At 64.5% G+C, this 18,778-nt stretch carries 19 protein-coding genes; 11 read left to right on the forward strand and 8 right to left on the reverse strand.

What is annotated here, in order from left to right; all coding sequences use genetic code 11:
* The first annotated feature begins 22 nt into the window (after nucleotides 1–22).
* Nucleotides 23–601, forward strand: coding sequence for a hypothetical protein (locus tag ACAG25_RS24220; protein ID WP_370491008.1), 579 nt, complete (start codon nucleotides 23–25; stop codon nucleotides 599–601).
* Nucleotides 602–786: 185 nt separating this feature from the next.
* On the opposite strand, the gene ACAG25_RS24225 is transcribed toward ACAG25_RS24220, so the two are convergent.
* On the reverse strand, nucleotides 787–981 hold the full coding sequence (locus ACAG25_RS24225) for a hypothetical protein (protein WP_244880934.1): 195 nt from the start codon (nucleotides 979–981) through the stop codon (nucleotides 787–789).
* Between the two features lie 1,152 nt (nucleotides 982–2,133).
* Between ACAG25_RS24225 and ACAG25_RS24230 the strand changes: the two genes are divergently transcribed.
* Together ACAG25_RS24230 and ACAG25_RS24235 are read left to right on the forward strand one after the other, a co-directional pair.
* Nucleotides 2,134–3,117, forward strand: a complete 984-nt coding sequence (locus ACAG25_RS24230; protein WP_244880933.1) for a hypothetical protein — start codon at nucleotides 2,134–2,136, stop codon at nucleotides 3,115–3,117.
* Nucleotides 3,114–3,590 carry a hypothetical protein gene (locus ACAG25_RS24235; protein ID WP_011896307.1) on the forward strand — a complete coding sequence of 159 codons (477 nt, stop codon included), beginning with the start codon at nucleotides 3,114–3,116 and terminating at the stop codon, nucleotides 3,588–3,590. The genes ACAG25_RS24230 and ACAG25_RS24235 overlap by 4 nt, the downstream gene beginning before the upstream one ends.
* Before the next feature lie 11 nt (nucleotides 3,591–3,601).
* On the opposite strand, the gene mobF is transcribed toward ACAG25_RS24235, so the two are convergent.
* The 3 genes from mobF to ACAG25_RS24250 form a co-directional block, all read right to left on the reverse strand.
* Nucleotides 3,602–6,436 carry a MobF family relaxase gene (gene mobF / locus ACAG25_RS24240; protein WP_011896306.1) on the reverse strand — a complete coding sequence of 945 codons (2,835 nt, stop codon included), beginning with the start codon at nucleotides 6,434–6,436 and terminating at the stop codon, nucleotides 3,602–3,604.
* Nucleotides 6,437–7,515: 1,079 nt separating this feature from the next.
* Nucleotides 7,516–8,664, reverse strand: coding sequence for a hypothetical protein (locus ACAG25_RS24245; protein ID WP_013470260.1), 1,149 nt, complete (start codon nucleotides 8,662–8,664; stop codon nucleotides 7,516–7,518).
* Nucleotides 8,665–9,070: 406 nt separating this feature from the next.
* Complete coding sequence (locus tag ACAG25_RS24250; protein WP_011896304.1) at nucleotides 9,071–9,451, reverse strand: hypothetical protein; 381 nt, start codon at nucleotides 9,449–9,451, stop codon at nucleotides 9,071–9,073.
* 755 nt (nucleotides 9,452–10,206) lie between these two features.
* Between ACAG25_RS24250 and ACAG25_RS24255 the strand changes: the two genes are divergently transcribed.
* The 5 genes from ACAG25_RS24255 to ACAG25_RS24275 all read left to right on the forward strand — a co-directional run bounded on the left by ACAG25_RS24255 (nucleotide 10,207) and on the right by ACAG25_RS24275 (nucleotide 13,435).
* The gene (locus ACAG25_RS24255; RefSeq protein WP_011896327.1) at nucleotides 10,207–10,785 is read left to right on the forward strand and encodes a ParA family protein; all 579 of its coding nucleotides are present in this window, start codon (nucleotides 10,207–10,209) and stop codon (nucleotides 10,783–10,785) included.
* Nucleotides 10,778–11,005: a hypothetical protein gene (locus ACAG25_RS24260; RefSeq protein ID WP_013470270.1), complete on the forward strand. Its 228-nt coding sequence runs from the start codon at nucleotides 10,778–10,780 to the stop codon at nucleotides 11,003–11,005. Before ACAG25_RS24255 ends, ACAG25_RS24260 begins: the two co-directional genes overlap by 8 nt.
* 183 nt (nucleotides 11,006–11,188) lie before the next feature.
* Nucleotides 11,189–11,950, forward strand: coding sequence for a hypothetical protein (locus tag ACAG25_RS24265; RefSeq protein ID WP_370491006.1), 762 nt, complete (start codon nucleotides 11,189–11,191; stop codon nucleotides 11,948–11,950).
* A 154-nt stretch (nucleotides 11,951–12,104) separates the two neighbouring features.
* Complete coding sequence (locus ACAG25_RS24270) at nucleotides 12,105–12,605, forward strand: hypothetical protein (RefSeq protein ID WP_011896325.1); 501 nt, start codon at nucleotides 12,105–12,107, stop codon at nucleotides 12,603–12,605.
* The gene (locus ACAG25_RS24275; protein ID WP_011896324.1) at nucleotides 12,605–13,435 is read left to right on the forward strand and encodes a hypothetical protein; all 831 of its coding nucleotides are present in this window, start codon (nucleotides 12,605–12,607) and stop codon (nucleotides 13,433–13,435) included. Before ACAG25_RS24270 ends, ACAG25_RS24275 begins: the two co-directional genes overlap by 1 nt.
* A gap of 173 nt (nucleotides 13,436–13,608) precedes the next feature.
* On the opposite strand, the gene ACAG25_RS24280 is transcribed toward ACAG25_RS24275, so the two are convergent.
* Both ACAG25_RS24280 and ACAG25_RS24285 read right to left on the reverse strand, forming a co-directional pair.
* A complete protein-coding gene (locus ACAG25_RS24280; RefSeq protein WP_011896323.1) occupies nucleotides 13,609–14,490 on the reverse strand; it encodes an ImmA/IrrE family metallo-endopeptidase in 882 nt (293 codons plus the stop codon).
* Entirely contained in the window at nucleotides 14,483–14,839 is a 357-nt protein-coding gene (locus tag ACAG25_RS24285; protein ID WP_011896322.1) for a helix-turn-helix domain-containing protein, read from the reverse strand. The genes ACAG25_RS24280 and ACAG25_RS24285 overlap by 8 nt, the downstream gene beginning before the upstream one ends.
* Nucleotides 14,840–14,962: 123 nt before the next feature.
* Here ACAG25_RS24285 and ACAG25_RS24290 point away from each other — a divergent pair, with 123 nt between their 5' ends.
* A complete protein-coding gene (locus tag ACAG25_RS24290; protein ID WP_013470266.1) occupies nucleotides 14,963–15,166 on the forward strand; it encodes a hypothetical protein in 204 nt (67 codons plus the stop codon).
* A gap of 248 nt (nucleotides 15,167–15,414) precedes the next feature.
* Here ACAG25_RS24290 and ACAG25_RS24295 read toward each other — a convergent pair whose 3' ends face one another.
* Entirely contained in the window at nucleotides 15,415–15,984 is a 570-nt protein-coding gene (locus ACAG25_RS24295; RefSeq protein ID WP_013470265.1) for a recombinase family protein, read from the reverse strand.
* A gap of 296 nt (nucleotides 15,985–16,280) precedes the next feature.
* Here ACAG25_RS24295 and ACAG25_RS24300 point away from each other — a divergent pair, with 296 nt between their 5' ends.
* Nucleotides 16,281–16,964: a GAP family protein gene (locus ACAG25_RS24300; protein ID WP_013470264.1), complete on the forward strand. Its 684-nt coding sequence runs from the start codon at nucleotides 16,281–16,283 to the stop codon at nucleotides 16,962–16,964.
* A gap of 116 nt (nucleotides 16,965–17,080) precedes the next feature.
* Here the strand turns inward: ACAG25_RS24300 and ACAG25_RS24305 are convergent, their stop codons facing one another.
* Nucleotides 17,081–17,656 carry a TetR/AcrR family transcriptional regulator gene (locus ACAG25_RS24305; RefSeq protein ID WP_268788169.1) on the reverse strand — a complete coding sequence of 192 codons (576 nt, stop codon included), beginning with the start codon at nucleotides 17,654–17,656 and terminating at the stop codon, nucleotides 17,081–17,083.
* Between the two features lie 117 nt (nucleotides 17,657–17,773).
* On the opposite strand from ACAG25_RS24305, the gene ACAG25_RS24310 reads away from it, so the two are divergent.
* Nucleotides 17,774–18,778, forward strand: a 1,005-nt coding sequence (locus tag ACAG25_RS24310) for an MMPL family transporter (protein WP_370491007.1), incomplete at its 3' end; no start/stop codon positions are given.

Raw genomic sequence — 18,778 nt, forward strand, 5'->3', positions numbered from 1 at the left:
GCCAGCTGACTGTTCCTTCGGCATACCTGCATCCTCGTTTCCAAGGTCAGGAGCCTCCAACTTTTCCAGGGCGGTTCAAAGTGGTCGAGGATTGCCGTTAGGACTGGCGTTGGCGGCGGTACTTCTTTCCACCGCCGCTCTGGTAGTTGCTTTGATTGGATTGGTCCGTGAGCCCGATCAGGCGAGTCGGGCCGAGCCATCACCGCCCGCGACAACCACCGCGGCCACCGATTTGGGTGACCAGGCACTGTGCGAAAAGATCGCGCCTCTGATCAAGGAAAGTTCTAGAAACAAAACAGATTTCACAGGCCTAGGCGAGCCGGGTTCCCCGGAACGCAACGCGGAAGTTCCGAGTTTTGTTGAAAAGACTCAGGATTGGGCTTCCCGAGCACAGAAAATACTCGACGAACACGCCGAACCACCACGGTATCTGACTCGCACACTGCAGCGCTATATCGACGATCTACGGCTGTTTGTCGACGGGCTGCGCCCCGGACCCTCACCCGATTCTGATCGAGCAATCTGGACAGACGGCGTAGCGGCTCTCAATGGACCCCTTCAAGTGTGCGCGGCGCTAGGGGTTGAACTATGGCAGCGGTAGCGCCAACCTCGGGCAGTTCCCGGTCGACGCCTTCTCGGCCCTACTCGCCGCGGATTGCGGCACCGGCGTGGCCCCAGACCTCGCCGGAAGCCTGGCTGGAAACCGCCAACGGCCTCAATCAAAAAAGCGCCGAACTGAGGGAATCGGCAGCGACAATACGGCGTGCTGTTGATGAGCTTGGCAGCTCAAACTCCGGGCAGACAATCGACGCCATATGCGAGCGCGGCTACCGCACAGCACAGACAGTGACCAATCAATCGGATCTGTACGGCGACATGGCCAAAGCCGTCAAAGAAACCGCTGAGCTGATCTGGCACGCTCAAGATCGGATCAACGAGATCGACCGAAAAGCCCACGAAGAAATCGACCAACTCAAACAACAATTCTCCGCAGCAGCATCATCTTTGGGAGCGGGCGCAGCGGCGGCAGCACTCTACGCATCGACCGAAGCCATCATCAACGCCGCCGCCGCCGAAGCGCTCGCGGTGAACACCGATGCGGCCGCAGCCATCGCTGAGCAAGCCGCCCATATTGGCGGGCAACCGGGAGGCGCAGTTGAGAGCGGCGAGAATCCGACACTGCAGTTACTCAGTCAACAAAGCGGATCCGGTAGCGGCGGAACGACGGACGATGGCGCACCCACAGGTACGCCGCACAGCACGCAACCCCTCAGCTACGGGCAGGGCGAAGATCAGCCACCACGCGCTGCAGAGTTAGAACCAGGAGTTGATGGCAAACCCCCTGATGTCGGCGGCGACTCAGCATCGGACGGGGGAAGCCCAGGTGAGCAGGGCCAGAGGGGCGCGAATCCCGCTACCCCGGCCACTACAGAAGGAACCACACCAAAGCCCGAGCCACCCACCGCTGACTCGCTAGAAGGCACTTTGGCGGGAACGCCGATGCCGATGGCCCCGATGACTACACCGGCGGGCGGCGGTGGGGTGTCATCTATGGGCAGCGGTGTCGGCGGCGGACTGAAGATGCCGGGCTCGGGTGGCTTGTCGGGAGCTGGGTCTGTTACTCCAGCCAGTGGTGCTGGCGCGGTGGGTTCTGGTGGGCTTAATCCGGCGGCGGGGTTGTCGTCGACGGCGGCGGGCGCTGGCCTGCCGTCTGCGGCGGGTGCGGGGACGCCGCCTCCTTCTGATTTTTCGCGGGGATTCAACGCGGGCCTGGCGGGTGGTGGTTCGGTGTTGCCGCCGCCTGTGACTCCGCCGCCCGCGCAACCGGCGAGTTCGACGGCTGGTGCGTATGGGTCTCCGAGTGCTGGGGGTGCGCCATCGGTGCCGGCTGGCGGCGGTCCGGTGGCGCAGAGCGCGCCGCCAGCGGCTGCGATCGGATCAGCGGCACCAGCTGGGCCGGTGGGGACACCGATGATGTCACCGGCACCTGCGCCCGCTGGCCCGCTGCCGCCGTTTAATTCCGACATTGCGCCGCGCCAGGTATCTCCCGCCTCGGCGGCGGCCCCAACTGGTGCGCCACCGCCCCCTCCGTCGTCGGCTGCGAGTGGGCCGGGAACACCGCTGCCTCCCGGGGTGGTCGCGTCGGGAGGTGCCGCGGCGGCAGCGGGTGCAGCGGCGGGAGCGAAATCGGCCGCGCCTGATCCGCTGCTGGCCGACGCGTGCACACTGGTCGAGGAGCTGATGAAGGCTTCTCGCCAGTACGGCACCATCGACTGGTGTGTAGGGGTGTTCAAAACCCCATCGAGAAACCTGACCGTGGTGACCTCCGGTGAAGGAGCGGGGTTCATCCCAGCCGGGGTGCATCTGCCCCAAGGGGTGGAGTCGCTGTTCTCAGATCCTGGGTTGGACAACGCTTTTCGGCGTCGTTGGTTCGGCTGGATCAATCCGGCGCAGACCATGGTGGCCTACGCCCAGTCGGTGACCGCGCTGGACCCAAATATTGAGCTGTGGGCGGTAGCGGTATCGACGGGTTTCGGCGGCTCAGCACAACCAGCCCGGGCCGCCGGGGTGCCCCACTATGCCGACTGCCCCATGCCCACCACCGATACACCCCTGAGTGGGGGCGTCGTGCAGCCGCCGCTGGATGAGACCCGGCTACACCGCTTACAGGCCCTCAATCCGGCCGCCTACGCGCAGCTGAACACCGCAACCCCGGTCGACGTGCGCGAATCACTGGCCATCACCAGACAGACTGCGCACTTGACGTTCACCCAGGCCGGTGAACTTCTGACGCTGCCGATACCGCCGCTGCTGCGCGAAATCGCCACCCACCTCGACCGAGGCAGCGCCATCACCGAATCGCAGTGGGATGAACTCGCTAGTGCCGTGCTACCGATGGCGATCACCGACAGCTCGGGGCAGCGGCCCGGCCGGATCGGCACCGACACGGAGGCGTCGTCGTACGCGCGAGTGCAGCACAATCTGGCCCGGCTCGCCGAGCTGCTGCTGTTGTGGCGCCACGGCACCCCAGATCACCGCGAGGTGGTCTATCTAGCCCATCACATCGCCGGTGAACGCCAACTTTGGGTTGGCCACGAGGATGGCGGTGTTCGATGAATGCGGACGTGTCAGTCAACCAGTGGAATCCGTTAGAGGTGGCCGCTGAGGCGACAATTGCTGCCGCCACGGCCGCATTGGTGTGGGAAGGCCCAGACAGCTACGGGGTGTTGGAGCGGGTAGCCGGGGCCACAGCGAAAGGCATGGCAACAGCTCGGATAACCGCCGAAATCATGGCTGACGTCACCACCTCAGTTCAGTTCACTGCGGCCGACGAAGATGCGCGCGGCGGCGCTGTAGCGGGGCTTCCGGGGTGGCTGGCGCCGCGGTGGGCGGCGTCCGTGCGCGGCGCACTGGACGAGCTCGAAGCCGCCGGGCGCCCCGGCGACATCATGATGAAAGCCCGGACACGGCCGGCACTGCGCAGCGTGGCGGTGTGGACCCAAGACGGACCGCTGCAGACATGGCAGACGGCTCTGATCGTGGACGAAGCACGGACTGCTCTGGCTCACCGCGTAGGCGTCTGGGCATAAACGGCTGAAGGTCAGAGTTCGAGGCCACCGACGTCGCGGCCACCGCGGGAGAGGGAGCGTGACCGTCCGGTGCTGCGCTCCACTCCGGCGCGGAAACGTTCGTAGGCCTGGTGGAGGCTCTGTTGAGAGTGCGCATGCTCGCGCCAGGCGGCCCGCCAGGTGCCGCGGCGTTCCTCATGGCGGTCGAGGACCTCGCCGACTATGTCGGGAAGGTGCTCGCGGGCGGTGTGTTCGGCTTCGGCATGCATCGTGCGGGGGCGATCTTCGTTGGTCAAAATCATCTGAAGAGCTTGCGCGGCAGCGTGTTTGGTGCCGCGCCTCGCCACATGCATACCGATGTGGGGGGCGCTGTGTTCGTGGTCGGCTTCGCCGCCGAAGCGGGTGTAGAGGTAGGCGTGGTTGGTCTGGCGGCCGCGGCTGAGCCCGACGTAGGCCTGGGTGCGGGAAGCGGTCTCGCCGAGCACGGTGTGGGCGGTGTCGACAGTGACACCTTGAGCGGCATGCACGGTGACCGCGTATCCAAGGTGGACGTGCTGGCGTAGGTAGTCGCCGTCGAACAGAACGCGGGCTTTGTCGGTGAGCCGTTCAGCAGCGACCCGGTTGGTGGTTTCGTCGACGCCGGCCACGCGCCACCGGTTGCCGTTGCGCACCTGATCCACCGCCTGGCCCTCGGCGTGGTGGGGTCCGCGATGCACGGTGATGGTGGGGTCGTTGTCGCGGCTGACGATGATGTCACCGACCCGCACCGTCTGGTCGCGGGCCACCTGCGCAGCGGGTCCCTCGGTGGTGAGGGTGTCGTGCAGGCGCTGGTTGAGGGCATCAGCAATGTCCCAGGTATCGCAGACCAGCAGGGTGCTCTTCCCGGCGGCGCGGTCATCGAGATACGCGCGTAGGGCGGCGGCGGCCATGCTGACCTGATCGCCGGTGTGCAGTCGGTCGTGGTTGCGGTACCAGCCGACCGCTCGGCGGAGCCGGTTACCGCGCCCGTTGCGGATCGCTAGCGAGGCGTCGCGTTCGGCCGGATCGCGCATGCGCCACACCTGCGACAGGCGCTGAGCCCAGGGCAGCTCGGTGCACAGTTGGTCGAACATGCCGCCGCGGGCTTTGACCGGGGCCAGCTGGTAGGGGTCCCCGACGAGCACGGCTTTCGCCCGGGCCGCGGTAGTGGTCTCCAGCAGCTGGCGCAGCTTGGGGGTGGCCACCATGGAGGCCTCATCGACGACCACCACGGTGCGCTGATCGAGTTGCAGGGCACCGGAATCGAGCTGGTGCAGCGCTTTGTCGAGTGTCATCCCGTGATCACCGGCACCATCGGCGAGGGCTTGATCGACCGCCGTCCCGGTCGGAGCGAGCACCAGCACCTCTTTGTGGACTCGGTGAGCGGCGGCGCGCAGGGCTTGCAGGGAGTGCGTCTTGCCCGCGCCGGCGGGCGCGGACAGCGGATTGACCAACCAGGGCGACATGCCGATCGCGGATACCGCGCGCGCCTGATCCGGCGACAGCGCGGTCAGGTCGCTCGAGCGCACATCCAGGCGCGCACGCGCATCGGTGGCACCCGCGGCGTCGAGGACGCGCATCTCCTCCTTGAGGATCGCGGCCAGCGTGTATTTCTCGTGTCCTTCGCGCTCATGTGCGGCGCGCGGTGCGCTCACCCGCAGACCGACGCGCGCGGCGAGGTCCTCGATGCGCGCCCGGACATCCCGGCCCTCACCAGGGGATTCGTCGTAAGGCATGACCGCGCCGATCAGCTCGACGACATCGGCGCGGGTGAACGCCGCTTTGTCGATGTGCGCTAGCGCGCCCGCGATGCGCGCCCGCCCGGAAATGTGCGCTTGTGCGCGCCGCGCCTCGCGTGCGGCGAAGTGCGCGTCGCGGTCCAGATCCAGACCGCGCGCGTCGGCGCGCCACATCGCTTTGAGTTCGTCCCAGGCGAGCTGCTCGGGCTTGGAGGGCCGCGTCGCCTTCTGCGCGGTGGCCAATTGCGCGGCGGTGGGCTCACCGTCGACGACGACGAGGTTGTCTTTGGCCCATTCCCGCAGCCGCGTCGACCGCTGCGACCACGCCTTGATGCTGCGCTTGGTCACCCCGGCGATTTCGGCCATGCCGGAATGCTCGTCGACGGGCGCCCATTCGAAACCGCGCTCGGCGTACAGCTCGTGACGCAGCGTGGCCTGGTAGATGATCCCGGCAGCTTTGGCTTCGTGATACAGCGACTTCGAATCGATCGACACCAACCGACCATCAGCCCGGGCCTGGCGATTCGGGACGATGACATGGGTGTGCAGGTGCGGGTCCCCGCACCTGCTCGTCTCATGCTGATAAGCGATAGCCACCAGCCCGGGCAGCCGCTGCAAATCCTTCATCCCCGTGACCCGGTTGTGCACGCGGGTGTACCCGGCATGTTCATGCAGGTAGGTCATCGCCGCCTCGACGGCTGTGACGTGAGCGTTCTGCATGACCTTCTCGGCCACGTCATCGGTCAGCGACCGCAGCAGCGACACACTCTTGGGCGCGGCGAACATCAGGTCAAACCCGTGCACCCCGTTGGTCCCGAACGCCCGCCCCGCCTCCCCGCTGGGAGTCACCCCGTCATCGAGCCACCGCGCCGCAACCTCAGTGTCAGCAAACCCGCCGTCCAGTGCGGCGCCGTCTAAGCCGGTGGCCTCACCGACGGTGGCCTTGTCACCGACCACGACCCAGGTCGGGACCCGGGTGTCGCCTTCGGAGTAGTACTCGCCCAGACCGCCCCCGGCGGCCTGACGGTCCATCGAAGCTTGCCGGGCCTGATTGGCGGTGTCGTTGTAGTAGCCGATGCTCCAGCGACTCAGCCGCGAGATCGTCAGCACGGTCGCACCGCCACCAGAGCACCTCACCAAGCCGGACAGGCCGCCGCCAGGCGGCCGGGGTTCGGGCGCGCCAGCGCCCGGACCCGAGTATTGCACAACTTGTGCCAATGTGCCGTCGTACTTGTGGGAGAGGGGAGAGGACTGTGCAGGCGAGGCGTTGGCTGGTGTGGAGGGCTGGCGATGGGCGGCAGCGGTGGGAGTTGCGGGGAGATGGCCATGGAGCTGGATTGAAGAGACCGGGTGGGTGAGGGTGAGGGGGTGAGCGTGGAGAGGCAGCTGCTGGAGCTGTTGGTGCGCCCCAACAGCGGCGCATCAGAACGGGTCCTCACTTGGCTTGTGGACGGCGATTTGCCCCCGCAGCTGGAACGCGATATCGCATGGCTCGACGCGCCGACTCATTAGCGAAGGGTCCGAGTCAGATGCCAGTACACCGGCCCGTGAGCAAACACCTACATCGTCAGCGACCAGCGCGACACGCCTTCTCCTGGCAGAGAGGGGGTTGCTGGGCCCGCGGCGAAATTCACCGCTGACGGAAGATTTGTGGCGAAGTTGGCTAGGGGCGTGGCTAAAGCACTGGCCGGAGAGCGATGATCGCCGAGTGCTGAGTTCTCCGGCAGGTTATGAAACGCGCGGGTGGTCTGTGCCAGCCGAAAAGTTTCGTCGGGTACGGACGCAATCGCTTGGTCGTGTCCCACTTGTCGGTGAAGATAAGGCCGAATCGCCTGGCTTTGTGAGGCGCTTCGACGAAAAAATGGAGCTGGCCGATATCGAGATAGCCGCCTGGCGGGGCGATATCTCGTCGGCCAGCTCCGTAGTCCCACTGATTGTGCAAACCAAGAAAGGACGGTGCCCATGGTACGACCGAACACCTCTGATCAGAACCCTCGTGGCGTGAATGCGTCGCCAGCGCTACAGATCACGATCGCGGTGGCCTGCGCCCTCGTGGTCGCCCAGGTCACTGATTGGGTTACCGCTGCTCATGTCCTCGTGGCGGTGCTGACTCTGTTCACGAGCTCTAATCGGGCGGCCCTGCCGCCGCCGGCGCGGCGGTGTGCGCGCTGCGGGCAGCAGCAGTGAGTTCATCGCCACAGGTCGCGTCGGTAAAAGTCGTCAGCGCCGCGGCGGGCGCGTCGCGCGTGAGTAACGAGTTCGTCGCGAGCGGCTTGCTCGGCGGCGGCCGCCGCGGTGCGCCGGTGTGCGGTGCGTTGCCGCGCTGTCGCCAGCGCCTCAAACGCCGCGGTGCGGCCCGGCCCGGTGGCGGCGGCTTTCCCGCGCGCTCGGCCCTCAGCGTGTTCACGGCGGGCCTGGTTGGCGGCCGCGGCGCGCGCTTGTTCGGTGGCACGGGCCTGAGCTTCGCGGGCTTCGTCGAGGGCGGCGGGCCGGTCGCTCAGGCTGTTGTGGCTGGTATGCCAGGCCAGCAGCGTGCCCAGCAGGGCGATCGGCCGCGCCGGCGCGTCGGGAATCCAATGTCCCGTGCCGAGCCAGTCGGCCACCAGCGCGGTCAGATCCGCCGGTGTCCAGCCGGCGGCCGCCGGCGCGGCCAGCATCCCCGCCCAGCTGCCGGAGGTGTACATCCGTGCCCACGGCGGGGCATCCGGGTCAGCGCGCCATCTGGAGGCCAGCCGTCGGCCCGGCTCGTCAGGCGCTCGGCGGCGCGCAGCGCCGTGGTGCCGGGCGCCTGCGCCCGCGCGGGTAGTAATCAGACCTTTCAAACAGGGGGAGGTGGTGGTTACTGGGGACCGTTCCAGATGGGGTGACAAGCTGTGGACTACTCGGTTGATCTGGGGGTTATCGTGCAGCGCCCACACCGAAGCCCAGCCGCGGTGCCGGTCGCCCATCCGCCAGGACGCCATCCGCTCGATATAGGTGCGTTGGCGGCCGCGCAGAACCTCGGTGGCCACGCCGAGCAGGCGAAGGCACTCATGCGCTCGCTGGATGGTGCGCTCACAGAACCCGGTGGCGGCCGCTAGTTGGTCATTGGTGGGTCGGCAGTTGCGGCCGGTGTTCCAGTCGGCGTAGCGCGCCATGGCCGCAGCGATCACGACGAGCGTCTTTTTCCCGATCCCGCCGTCACACATGCGGGGGCGCACCTCGGTGGCGTAACGCAGCTCGTAGGCCACCGCGACGGTGGTGTGCGCCCAGTAGGAGGGCCCCCCGCTCCAGCACGGCACACCGGCATAGGTGTCAGCGTCGAGCTCCAGGCCGACGAACACACTCGGCGCCGGCATGTCCCGGCCCGAGAGCCGGCGACCGCGCCGGATCGCCAACACCTCGGCGGTGCCGGTGGTGCGGATAACACCGCGCCGGCGCACGGCCGAGGTACAGCCGCGATACGTCGGCGGTGGTGCGGTGACCGGCCTCCGCCTCGAAAACGGCCGGTAATGGTTGCTATCTGATAAACCACGGTGCGCGTCATCTAGAACTGCAGACGGGTGTGCGCTACCGTGAGACCTGTCAGCCAAGACAGTCCCTTCGGGGATGGTGCGAAAGCACCGCAGAGTCGAGATCCCAACTCGACTCGACGCGGCCCCTGGTTCCAGCCGGGGGCTTTCGTCGTTTAGCGGGTCATCCGCGCGTTATTGAGATGTGCGTAGGTCGGCCAGACCGCCTCCCACTGCGGTCTAGCGCTGTATCTCAGATCGCTAGCGGCAGAACCTCCTTTTCAGACTTGGTGTCGAGTTCGCGGACAAGATGGGGAAAGCCCATGTGCCGGCAGATGATGTCGGCGAGGTAGGTGGACCGCTGCATTCCGAGTCGCTGATGGTCGCGCTCGACGAGCTGCGCGATGGGTAGCGGCAGACGCACTTTCGCGTGGGGGCCGATGGCATCGTCGGCATGCGCCATGGCGGTGGACTGCGACTCAAATAACAGCTGCTGCGGTAAATGGCGCATCAGATCAGGCCGACCGTAGTGGAAGCACACGATGTCAGTCAGCACAGCTGACCGGTCGACGCCGTAGTCGGCCGCGGCCGCGGTCGCGGCCGTGAGAACGGTGACGGGAAGGGTTGCGGTCATGACGGCTCGCTCCCCCAAGGACGGGCGGCCTCGACGAGTTGGTCCGGTCATGTGCGCGATCCTGCCCGTAGCTTTGCCGGAAACGGCGCAGGCGCGCCGGTCCGCGGGCGAATTTCCGGCAAACCACCTCCCCGCCCAGCGGGCTTATCGGGCCTCCTTCTCAGCATGTCCTTCCTCGCAGTGGCCGGGTTCGTGCGTGCGGGTGGTGGCTGTCAAGGCTCGACCGGGGTCGACCGCGTAGCAGCGTGGCCTTGACAGCCACCACCCGCACGTTCACCACAATCTGCAGCGAGGAAGAGGATGCGCGCTCTCTGTTCCACAGACTTTCTGAACTGCACTTTTGCGCATCGTCGACGGTTGTCAGCCGAGTTTCTGCACGGTGCCTCTGTAGAACATGGCCTGCCGTCCCCTAAGGGGTGAAGGCATGTTTCTACGAGCAATAGGGGCAACTGTGGCACCACAGAAGAAGGACCCACCGCCGCTGCTGACGCTGCGCAGCACCGTCGTATTCTCGGCGGCCGCCATGGCCGCGGGGGTCAGCGGGATCGGAACTTACGCCGGACACGTGAACCACTCGCCGCAGCCGTGGCGGGTAGTGGGGTGTTCTTCGCAGCTGCAGCCTGGCTGGACAAGCATGTCGGCGCCTAGCAGTGACCTGCCGTAAAGCCTGCGTTTTCGCAATGACGCAATACCGTCATTACGTTGTTACGCTCTAGCGTAGTTAAGTTGTTACGTCATGACGTAAGGTTTCGTATATGCCGATTCTTTCCCTGGTCCATACCAAGGGTGGTGTCGCCAAGACCACCAGCGCGATGTATCTCGCGGCGGCGGGCGTCTCGCGCGGTCTGGACGTGGTGCTCGTCGACGCCGACCCGCAAGGCTCGGCTTTGGAATGGGCTGCCGATGCCCGCGTCGACGGTCCGATGCCGTTTCCCGTAGTGCCGGCCAGCCGGCCACTGACGGCGGAACGCGATCGGGATTTGACGATCATCGACACCCCGCCTGGAACAGCACAGGTAATTCAGGAAGCCATTGACGTTGCGGATCTGGTTGTCGTGCCGACTGGAGCGTCCCCGCTGGACGTGCGACGGGTCTGGCCAACTTTGGAGATCACCGCTCACCGTCCGACTGCCGTTCTGCTGACGAGCGTGGATCTACGCACTCGTCTCGCCGATGAAGTCCGCGCGCTCCTTGAGGCAGAAGGCGTTCCCGTTATCGGGACCCCGATCCTGCGGCGCGAGGACGTGCGCCGTGCCTATGGGGCCTCCCCCATCCGGCTGCATGGCTATGACGACGTACTGACCGAACTCCTGGAAGCGATGGCCCATGTCTGATCTGACCTCCAAGATGGCCGCCCGTGTGCGCACTGAGCCGTCCAAGCGGGCCGCCGAAGCGTTCCGGTCGCCCGCAGATGACATGCAAAGGGCCACGGTTTACCTGCCGCGTTCCACCGTCCGTAGGCTCAAGCAGGCAGCTCTGGACCGGGACACCAGCATGAGCAAGATCCTCACCGATTTAGCCGATCGGTGGCTGGCAGACAACGTAAAGACGTAATTACGTCTTTACGTTGTTACGTCGTTTGGCCGAGCTGGTTCCAAAATAATTGGATCTTCATCTGGCCAAACAACGTGTATAGTGCATTACAGATGCGGTCGGCTTGTCCGGCCGTTCGTGAAGAAGCCTCCCTCTACTGAGGGGGGCTTCCTTGTTTGTCTGGCACAGTGACCGGTTGTGTCGGTGAACCCCACGGAGATCTTCAAGAGCCTGCACCCTTCGCGATTGGCGCATTACCGGTCGCTTTCTGGTGGACAGGACGCCGATGCATTGGCGCTCTACGAGTGGAACATCGAGGTCGCAGCTGCTCTGCAGGACCCGTTGGGAATCGCCGAAGTCGCGGTGCGGCACGCGATCGACACGCAGTTGTGCGGGTGGTCGCAGCAGCATGTGGGCGCGCCTGAATGGATCGATCACCGTGCCGGCATTCCCTACCTGTCGGGACCGAACGTTTTCACCACGACCCGTCACAACCTCTATAAGGCTGCTGACCAGTCTCGCCGGGCTCGGCCGACCAACCACCCCCGCCATGGCGATGCGATCACCCATGACGACCTGGTTGCGCACGTCATGTTCGGCACCTGGGCCAACCTCCTGCCCGAAAAGTTCGACGCGGGATGGTTGGACCCGAACGGCCACCCAGTACAGAACCAGGTGAACCTTCAAGCCCGGCGAGACCTGTGGCGCAACTGCTTGCACGGGGGATTTCCCAACGTTCAGCACGATCCGCGCGGGTACGGCACAGGCAACAAAGTTCGCGATCTGCGAAAACTACGAAACCGCGTGTCACATATGGACTCGCTGCTCTATGTCGATGTTCGACACCAACACGATCGGGTTCTCCTACCGCTGTTGAACTCTATCAGTCGTGAGCTGCGCGATTGGGTCGTGGGCCGAAGCAAGGTAGGGACCGTGCTGGCGCAGCGACCCACTGGTACGTCCTGACGTATAAACGTAATTGTACTTAGACGTACTTGCGTCTATACGTCAGGACGTACCAGTGGGTCGCTGAGGCTGCCAGCAGGGGAGGTTTGTACCCCCGTGTGCGTCATGCTCAGGTTGAGGATCGACGCTTCAATGCCCAGCTGAGGAGGACAGGATGGTCGCGGTGGATGGGGCTGGATTTGGGGATTACCGGCGGGCTGCCCTTCTCATCCGCTACGGGCGGCTCGAGGAGGCGGCTGGTATCGCAGCAATCGTGGCCGAGACCAATGAACTCGGACGATCACCCCAATTGCTCAAAGCGCTTCTCGGGTTGAACCGCTCATTCATCGGGCGGCTACGCACCGAAGAGGGCGTCGAACTGCTCGGAGACTACATCGAAAACATGTCCCACCTCGACGTCACCGAACCGCCAGGGATCGACATCCGTCGCGCTGCACGAATCATCAACAGCTACATGAGCGACGACATGGCCGGGATCGACACAGAAATGCACGCCGCCGCCAGGGAAAGCCGCGTCACGGAGACGGTTCGACAAATCATGGACACCTTCGAAGCCGCGCTGCCCGAGCTGAACTCGGAGGTTGGGTTGCAGTGGCTGCAAGCCCACGTAGAAGTACTGCTGGCCCAGGAGCACGACATCGAGGGCCAAAGCTGATGACGGACGGCAGCAGCGATACAGCAGTGCTGGGGCGGTCGGCTTTCCTCAAGCTCGAACATGGTTTTGCGATTCGCGACCGCTTGCGCGACGTGCTTGCGCATGAGCAGGCAATTGAGCGGGAGTACAGCCGGCGCGATAACAGCGATGAATACACCTCACGCACCGCGTGGGCGGAGTGGGTGCTGGAATCGGATCTTGACTACACCGAAGCTGCGCTACTCATGGGGGACTTTATCCACAACCTGCGTGCAGCAATGGACCACGCCATCTGGGCAATTACCCCGAAGCACATCCAAGAGACGAAACCGACCGAGGTGGCGTTTCCGCTGCGGTCGACGGAGAAGAGCTACACCGCGTGGGCAAAGAGCCGCCGCCAGTGGTACGGGCCGACGGTGTTCGAGGTCCTCAAGAGCAGCCAACCTTTCAACGCCGTAGGCACCGGCAAGCTGCATCCGCTGCACATCCTGCAATTTCTGTCGAATACCGACAAGCATCAGCTCCTCAATATCGTGGCCAACAGCCAGGTCGACATGGGCGGGGTGAGTGTTGTTCCCGAGCCGCCTGGCGGTGTGGCCTCTTCGGTCAATCAGGGGGTCGTAGCGAAAGGCTCGACACTGGCCCGGGTCGAATTCGCCAGACCAGAACTCGCGGGCACGACGTCGATCACGCTTGTGCCGGTGTTCGCATTCGAACAGGTCTTCCGCTACGTCGATCAAGACAAAGCGGAGCACTGGTTGGTCGTCGGTGATGCGATGAACGAGATCGGACCCGACGTCGTGGAAGCCGTCGGATACGTCCTCTCCGCACACGTGAAGGACACCCAGTAGACGAACTATGTCGACGTCGATCCAGTCGCACGGAAGGCGCTGCCCACGAATTTAAGAGTCGGGGTTGGGCAGCGAAGAAGCAGCAGGTCTCAGTGGGTCAGCCGGTGGCGTTGGTCCGGCATGTGTCTGAAACGACGGTTATAGAGACGCGAGGCTAACGCGCTTGGCTGCTCTCAGTCGTCGGCCAAACGGACGCGGATGGGGCGTAGTAGGCGACGATGCTGCGGCTTGACCCAGAGCATCATGATCTCCGCGTAGCCGGTGTTCATTGTCTCCACACGGACGTTCACCCGGACACCGGTCAGATCAAGCATGGGCACCTCACTGAGCCCGTGGTCGATCGCCGCCAGGAACGGGTAGGCCGATGGGTGCAGGCGCCGGGGGTATCGCGTGTTTCCGAAGCGCTCCACCCATTTCGGCGAGCGAGGTGTTTCTTGACGGTCGTAGCTACCGTCGCTGTTGGGCATCTTGCTCAAGCACAGGACGTGGACGGCGCCCTGGTGAGTTTCGGCGTAGCGCCGAAATGCTGCCCGAAGAGACGATCCGTAGCGTTGGGCGAGATGGGCCACGCTGGCGACGCCGATCTCCAGACTTCTGGCGTCATGGGTGAATCCGTGTCGCTGAAACAGCAACTCAGCGGCACCCTGATTGGCTTCCTGCTCGAAGAGTCGGTTGGTTGAAGGACTTAACGTTTCTTCGTTGTCGGTGTGGACAAGCTGCTGCTGCCAGGGCAGCAGGTCGTGGGTGACTTCGTGGAGCTTGACGAAGTTCTTGCGTCCCTCGTGGGTGACCAGCTCGCTGACGTGGACGGTGCGCTCACGACGGTCCAACGCGCCACGCAGGCCCCGGAATCCGCGGCGAACGAGATCGCGCACCGCCTTGGGCATCGCGGCGAGCACCCCTTCGTCCAGGGTGAAGTCATCGGCCTCCAAAAGGCCGCGCGCCGACACGATGTCGTCCACCGGCGTCGGGTACCGGCCGTAAGCATCAGCGGCTTTGAGCAACGCGTGAGTGCGTTGCTCGATGTCCTGGGCGCTGTCGAGGTCCTCAAGCATTTCGCTGCCGCTGCTTGTGTCGTAAGAGCTGAAGGTACGTGGTGAGGGCCTCTGCCTCCTCCGCGGTGAGGCCCTCGGAACTCAGCGCGTGGGCCAGCGTGTTGCCGTGCGCCGTGCCGCCTGGCACGACGTAGCCGGCGCGGCGCATCAGTTCGAGGTAGTCCGCGCCCAGTGTTTCGGCCAAACCGTAGAGCACCTTCGGCGATGGGCTCTTGACCTCTCCGCGTTCGAGTTTCTGCAGGTAGGCGGTACTAATCCCGGACGGCTCAGCCACGGCTTTCAACGTCTTTCCCGAGAACTCGCGAAGCTCGCGCAGGGTGGGGCCGAGGGAAGCGTTGTCGGTGGTCATAGCACCATTGTAGGCGGCTTTACACAATAGTAGAAAACATCTGATACACTAAAGTGGAAAGGTAGTTACCAAAGTGTTCGGCTCCGCTTCCACGGGCCGGGCGCACGAGAAAGGAAATCGTCAATGGCCAAGGGACATCACCGCAGCGCGGCCACCGGTCGCTACGTCAAGGCGTCCACCGCCGCGCGCAACCCCAGGACCACGGTCACTGAACGGGGCGCCAACCGCGGCAGTGGAACCCATCACCGCAGTGCCATCACCGGCAAGTTCGTGAAGGGCTCCACGGCTGCACGGCACCCCAACACCACGGTCACCGAACGCGGCTGACCGCTTCTCCGAGCGGCGGGGGATCTCCGGTCCTCGATGTACCGCCCCTCCGCTCGGAGTGTTCTCCATACGCCGAATCCTTCAAGGAAAGTGAGGCCACCATGGCCGTGTCCGTCCCCACCATCACCTGCCCGTATTGCCGATTCACCTTCGTGAACGTCCGGGTCACCAAGCACGGGCTTATCCGCTGCGGAAACTGCGGAAAGACGATGAAAATCTGACTCCGACAACATGATTGGCTGGCCTAGCTAGACCTCCAGTCGCGATAGATAGCGGTAGGCCGTGGCGCGACTAATACCGAACGCCTTCGCAAGCTCGGGAACGGGCTCACCGGTCGCCGCCAGCCTACGCAGCTGCTTCTGCCGCTCCGCGGTGAGTTTCGCCGGCTTCGTGGCCGGCAGTTGACGGGCACGCCGGGACTCTCGTGAGGCGGCCCGACGCTCGCGGCCGAGTTCTAATTCGAGTTCAGCCAAGGTCGCCATGATCGCGGCCACCGCCCGGCCGGTGGGCGTGCCGGTGTCCACCCCTTCACGCAAGGCGCGCAACAGAATCCGGCGTTCACTCAGATCCGCGATGGTGCGGGTGACTTCGGCGACCGATCGGCCCAGCCGATCGATGGCCGTCACCACCACGGTGTCACCTTCGCGCGCGTAGTGCAGCAATGCCGCCAGGCCCGGCCGGTCGGTGTTCACCGCTCCTGAGAGTTTGTCGGTGAAAGTCTGGCTGGGTTCGACGCCCTGGGCCGCAAGTGCAACCAGCTGCCCATCGAGGTCTTGGCCCGCGGTGCTCACCCGCGCGTACCCGAGGATTGTTGCCACGCCCTCACCGTCTCATTGACCTTCGACATCGAGGATCTGAGACACGCACTGTGAGACAAGAAATGAGACACCGCGACCTGGCATTACGCGCTAACGGTAATGCGGCCCCGAGGGTGTCTCATTTCTCTAGATTCGAGACGCTCTCGTGGCAGGCAACGTAAAACTCCACGGAGCGACACGCTCTTACCGTTTGCTTAATTTTCAGTTATGGGCCGTACGGTGAGCGTGGTGTTCGACTTCAATCTGCCAGCTCGGGTTCGACAAGGCAGAACTGAGCCAGGTCCGCAGGTGCGCTAATGACTGGCCTCCTCTTAGCGCTTACAGGTCTAGCCATCCTCGATTCCCTCAGCGTCCTCAACATCGGAGTGGTCTCCGCGGTCGTCTATGGCAGCCGCTTGAATCGGCAGTCCGCCTTACCTGGGGGTTTGAGCTTCATCGCCGGCGTCTTCACGGTGACCTCAATCTTTGGCCTGTGCACCGTCCTTGGTCTCGGATTTCTGACTGACCTCACCAACTTTGAATTAACACCTACAGTCAGATACTGGGGCGAGCTCCTGATCGGTCTGGCACTTATCGCTCTGGCTTACTTCCCCCTCGTTTCGCAGACGCCCGCCCCGGGATGGGCGATGGCCGCTATGCGGCAACGCCCCTGGCTTCTCGGATTTGTCGGCATAGCCGTAGGTCTCGGCCAAGCACCCACCGCCGTCCCTTACTTGGCCGGCCTGGCGATGATCGCGGCACGCCAGCCCCTGCCGCCGGCCTGGCCCGCGATCGTGATCGCATACTGTGCCATTGCTCTCCTGCCCTGCGTGGCCGTCCTGGCGTTGTCGACAGTTCGAAGCAAGCAAGCCGACCGAGCGCAGCGCTGGCTTGTGCGGTCCCTGACCCTCTACGGACCCATCGGGGTTCGCATCCTGTTCCTCGCTGCTGGAGTCATCCTGGTCGCCGACGCACTCGTTCACCGCAGTGCGTGGTGGTGACCGCCGCGCTCTATTCCAAGGTTCGAGACAGGATCTGATCGGTCTCAGATCTTTAGAAACGAGACAACAACAATGAGTCGGCGCGGTTCTGCGGCCGTAGGTGCCGAATGGGGCAGTTACTGCGGGAGTTGTTGGGCGTGGGTGGGGTTGAGGCCGTCGAGGAGGAGGCTGAGGTAGCGGCGTCGTGTGGTGCGGTCGAGGTTGGTGCCTTGAAGTCCGCTGATCACCATGGCGAGAAGGTTGGGGATATCGGTGGCGGTGAGGTCGGGGCGAAGGTTGCCGGCGCGTTGGGCTCGGGTGACCGCATCGGCGATGGTGTCGAGGTCGCGGGTCAACAGTTCGGCGGTGATCTGGGCCAGGTTGGTCAGCGAGAGTACGAGGCCGCGTTGCTGGTCGAGGACGTCGAACAGATTCTCACACATGTCCAGTAGGACATCGCGGGGCGTGTCGCTACGTGCGAATTCGCTGATCAGTGGCGCTACCTCGGCGGTAATCAGGTTGTCGTAGACGGCCCGGGCGAGTACTTCGCGGGTGGGGAAATGCCGGTAGACGGTGGCGATGCCGACGCGGGCCTCTTTGGCGATGCGGTTGAGGGTTCCGGTGCCGTCTTCGTCGGCGAAGACGGTGCGGGCCGCGGCGAGGATCCGTGTGATGCTGGCGGACGCGTCGGCGCGCAGTGTGCGCTCGGCCACAGGGCCTCCTGGGGTAGGTGTAGTCCATCACCTTAATTGATATTCACTTATCACTTATGCAAAGTTAAGTGATAAGTCGCTATCAATTGTTGTGGGTGTGGGTCGTGAGGGGTGCTGGTGTCGTTTCTTCTGTATCGGGTCGGTGACTGGTGCTACCGGCAGCGATGGGTCGTGATCGCCGCGTGGTTGGTGCTGATTTCTGCTGTCGCCACGATTTTGGTGGTCAGTCCGCCCACGTTGAGCAATGAGATCCGGATCGATGGCACCCCGGCGCAGGAGGTGCTCGACGATCTTGCGGTGAAGGTGCCCGAAGCCGCGGGTGGGCAGGGCATTATCGCGTTGCAGTCGAGCGGGGGCCGCATCGATGAGGGTGCCCGGTTAAGCGCGCTGTTGTCGGCGGTCGACGGCGTGTATACCAGCCCGCATGTGCTCGATGCGCGGGCGGTGCTGGCACGCGAGGTCGCTAAGGGGCCGCAGAGCCATCTGTTGCAGGCCACTGCGGCGGTGGCCAATCCTGCTGGCGCACAATCGGGGTCGGGTCCACGACCGTTGGTGGTGGACGGCGCCCCGGTCCCCGGGGTGAGTATTTCCGCCGATGGCCGGACTGCGCTGTTCCAGTTCGCGTTCGATGTGCAGACTTTCGAGTTGCCGCAGGGAACGATCGAACACGTCATCGCTGTGACCGAGGATGCGGTCGCCGGCCAGGACATCACCGTGTTGCCCTCGGCGGCGATGTTCCAGATCCCGGAGATCATCGGGGTCGCGGAGGTGATCGGGGTGGGTGTCGCCGCAGTGGTCTTGACACTGACCCTGGGGTCGTTGGTGGCTGCTGGGCTGCCGCTGGCCAGCGCGCTGGCCGGGGTGGCGGCAGGTGTCGGTGGGACGCTGGCGCTCTCGCATCTGGTGGCGATGCATTCGCTGACGGTGGTGCTCGGGTTGATGATCGGTCTTGCTGTCGGGATCGACTATGCCCTGTTCATCGTGAATCGGCAGCGCCGCTTCATCCTCGACAGCCAACTCACGGCGCACCAGGCCGCCGCACGGGCTCTGTTGCAAAGATTGGCGGCAGTCAGAGGTAGGCTGTCGCTCTGCGCCGATCAGGCGGCTGCTGCGAAATGGTGG

The organism is Mycobacterium sp. pV006 (assembly GCF_041287115.1).
In the GTDB taxonomy this organism is placed as follows: Bacteria; Actinomycetota; Actinomycetes; order Mycobacteriales; family Mycobacteriaceae; genus Mycobacterium.

Excerpts from the sequence above, each read along its gene's own strand:
- ACAG25_RS24235 (WP_011896307.1), top strand. The coding sequence starts at position 3,114 with ATGAATGCGGACGTGTCAGTCAACCAGTGGAATCCGTTAGAGGTGGCC.
- ACAG25_RS24245 (WP_013470260.1), bottom strand. The coding sequence starts at position 8,664 with ATGCCGGCGCCGAGTGTGTTCGTCGGCCTGGAGCTCGACGCTGACACC.
- ACAG25_RS24250 (WP_011896304.1), bottom strand. The coding sequence starts at position 9,451 with ATGACCGCAACCCTTCCCGTCACCGTTCTCACGGCCGCGACCGCGGCC.
- ACAG25_RS24255 (WP_011896327.1), top strand. The coding sequence starts at position 10,207 with ATGCCGATTCTTTCCCTGGTCCATACCAAGGGTGGTGTCGCCAAGACC.
- ACAG25_RS24260 (WP_013470270.1), top strand. The coding sequence starts at position 10,778 with ATGTCTGATCTGACCTCCAAGATGGCCGCCCGTGTGCGCACTGAGCCG.
- ACAG25_RS24270 (WP_011896325.1), top strand. The coding sequence starts at position 12,105 with ATGGTCGCGGTGGATGGGGCTGGATTTGGGGATTACCGGCGGGCTGCC.
- ACAG25_RS24275 (WP_011896324.1), top strand. The coding sequence starts at position 12,605 with ATGACGGACGGCAGCAGCGATACAGCAGTGCTGGGGCGGTCGGCTTTC.
- ACAG25_RS24280 (WP_011896323.1), bottom strand. The coding sequence starts at position 14,490 with ATGCTTGAGGACCTCGACAGCGCCCAGGACATCGAGCAACGCACTCAC.
- ACAG25_RS24285 (WP_011896322.1), bottom strand. The coding sequence starts at position 14,839 with ATGACCACCGACAACGCTTCCCTCGGCCCCACCCTGCGCGAGCTTCGC.
- ACAG25_RS24290 (WP_013470266.1), top strand. The coding sequence starts at position 14,963 with ATGGCCAAGGGACATCACCGCAGCGCGGCCACCGGTCGCTACGTCAAG.
- ACAG25_RS24300 (WP_013470264.1), top strand. The coding sequence starts at position 16,281 with ATGACTGGCCTCCTCTTAGCGCTTACAGGTCTAGCCATCCTCGATTCC.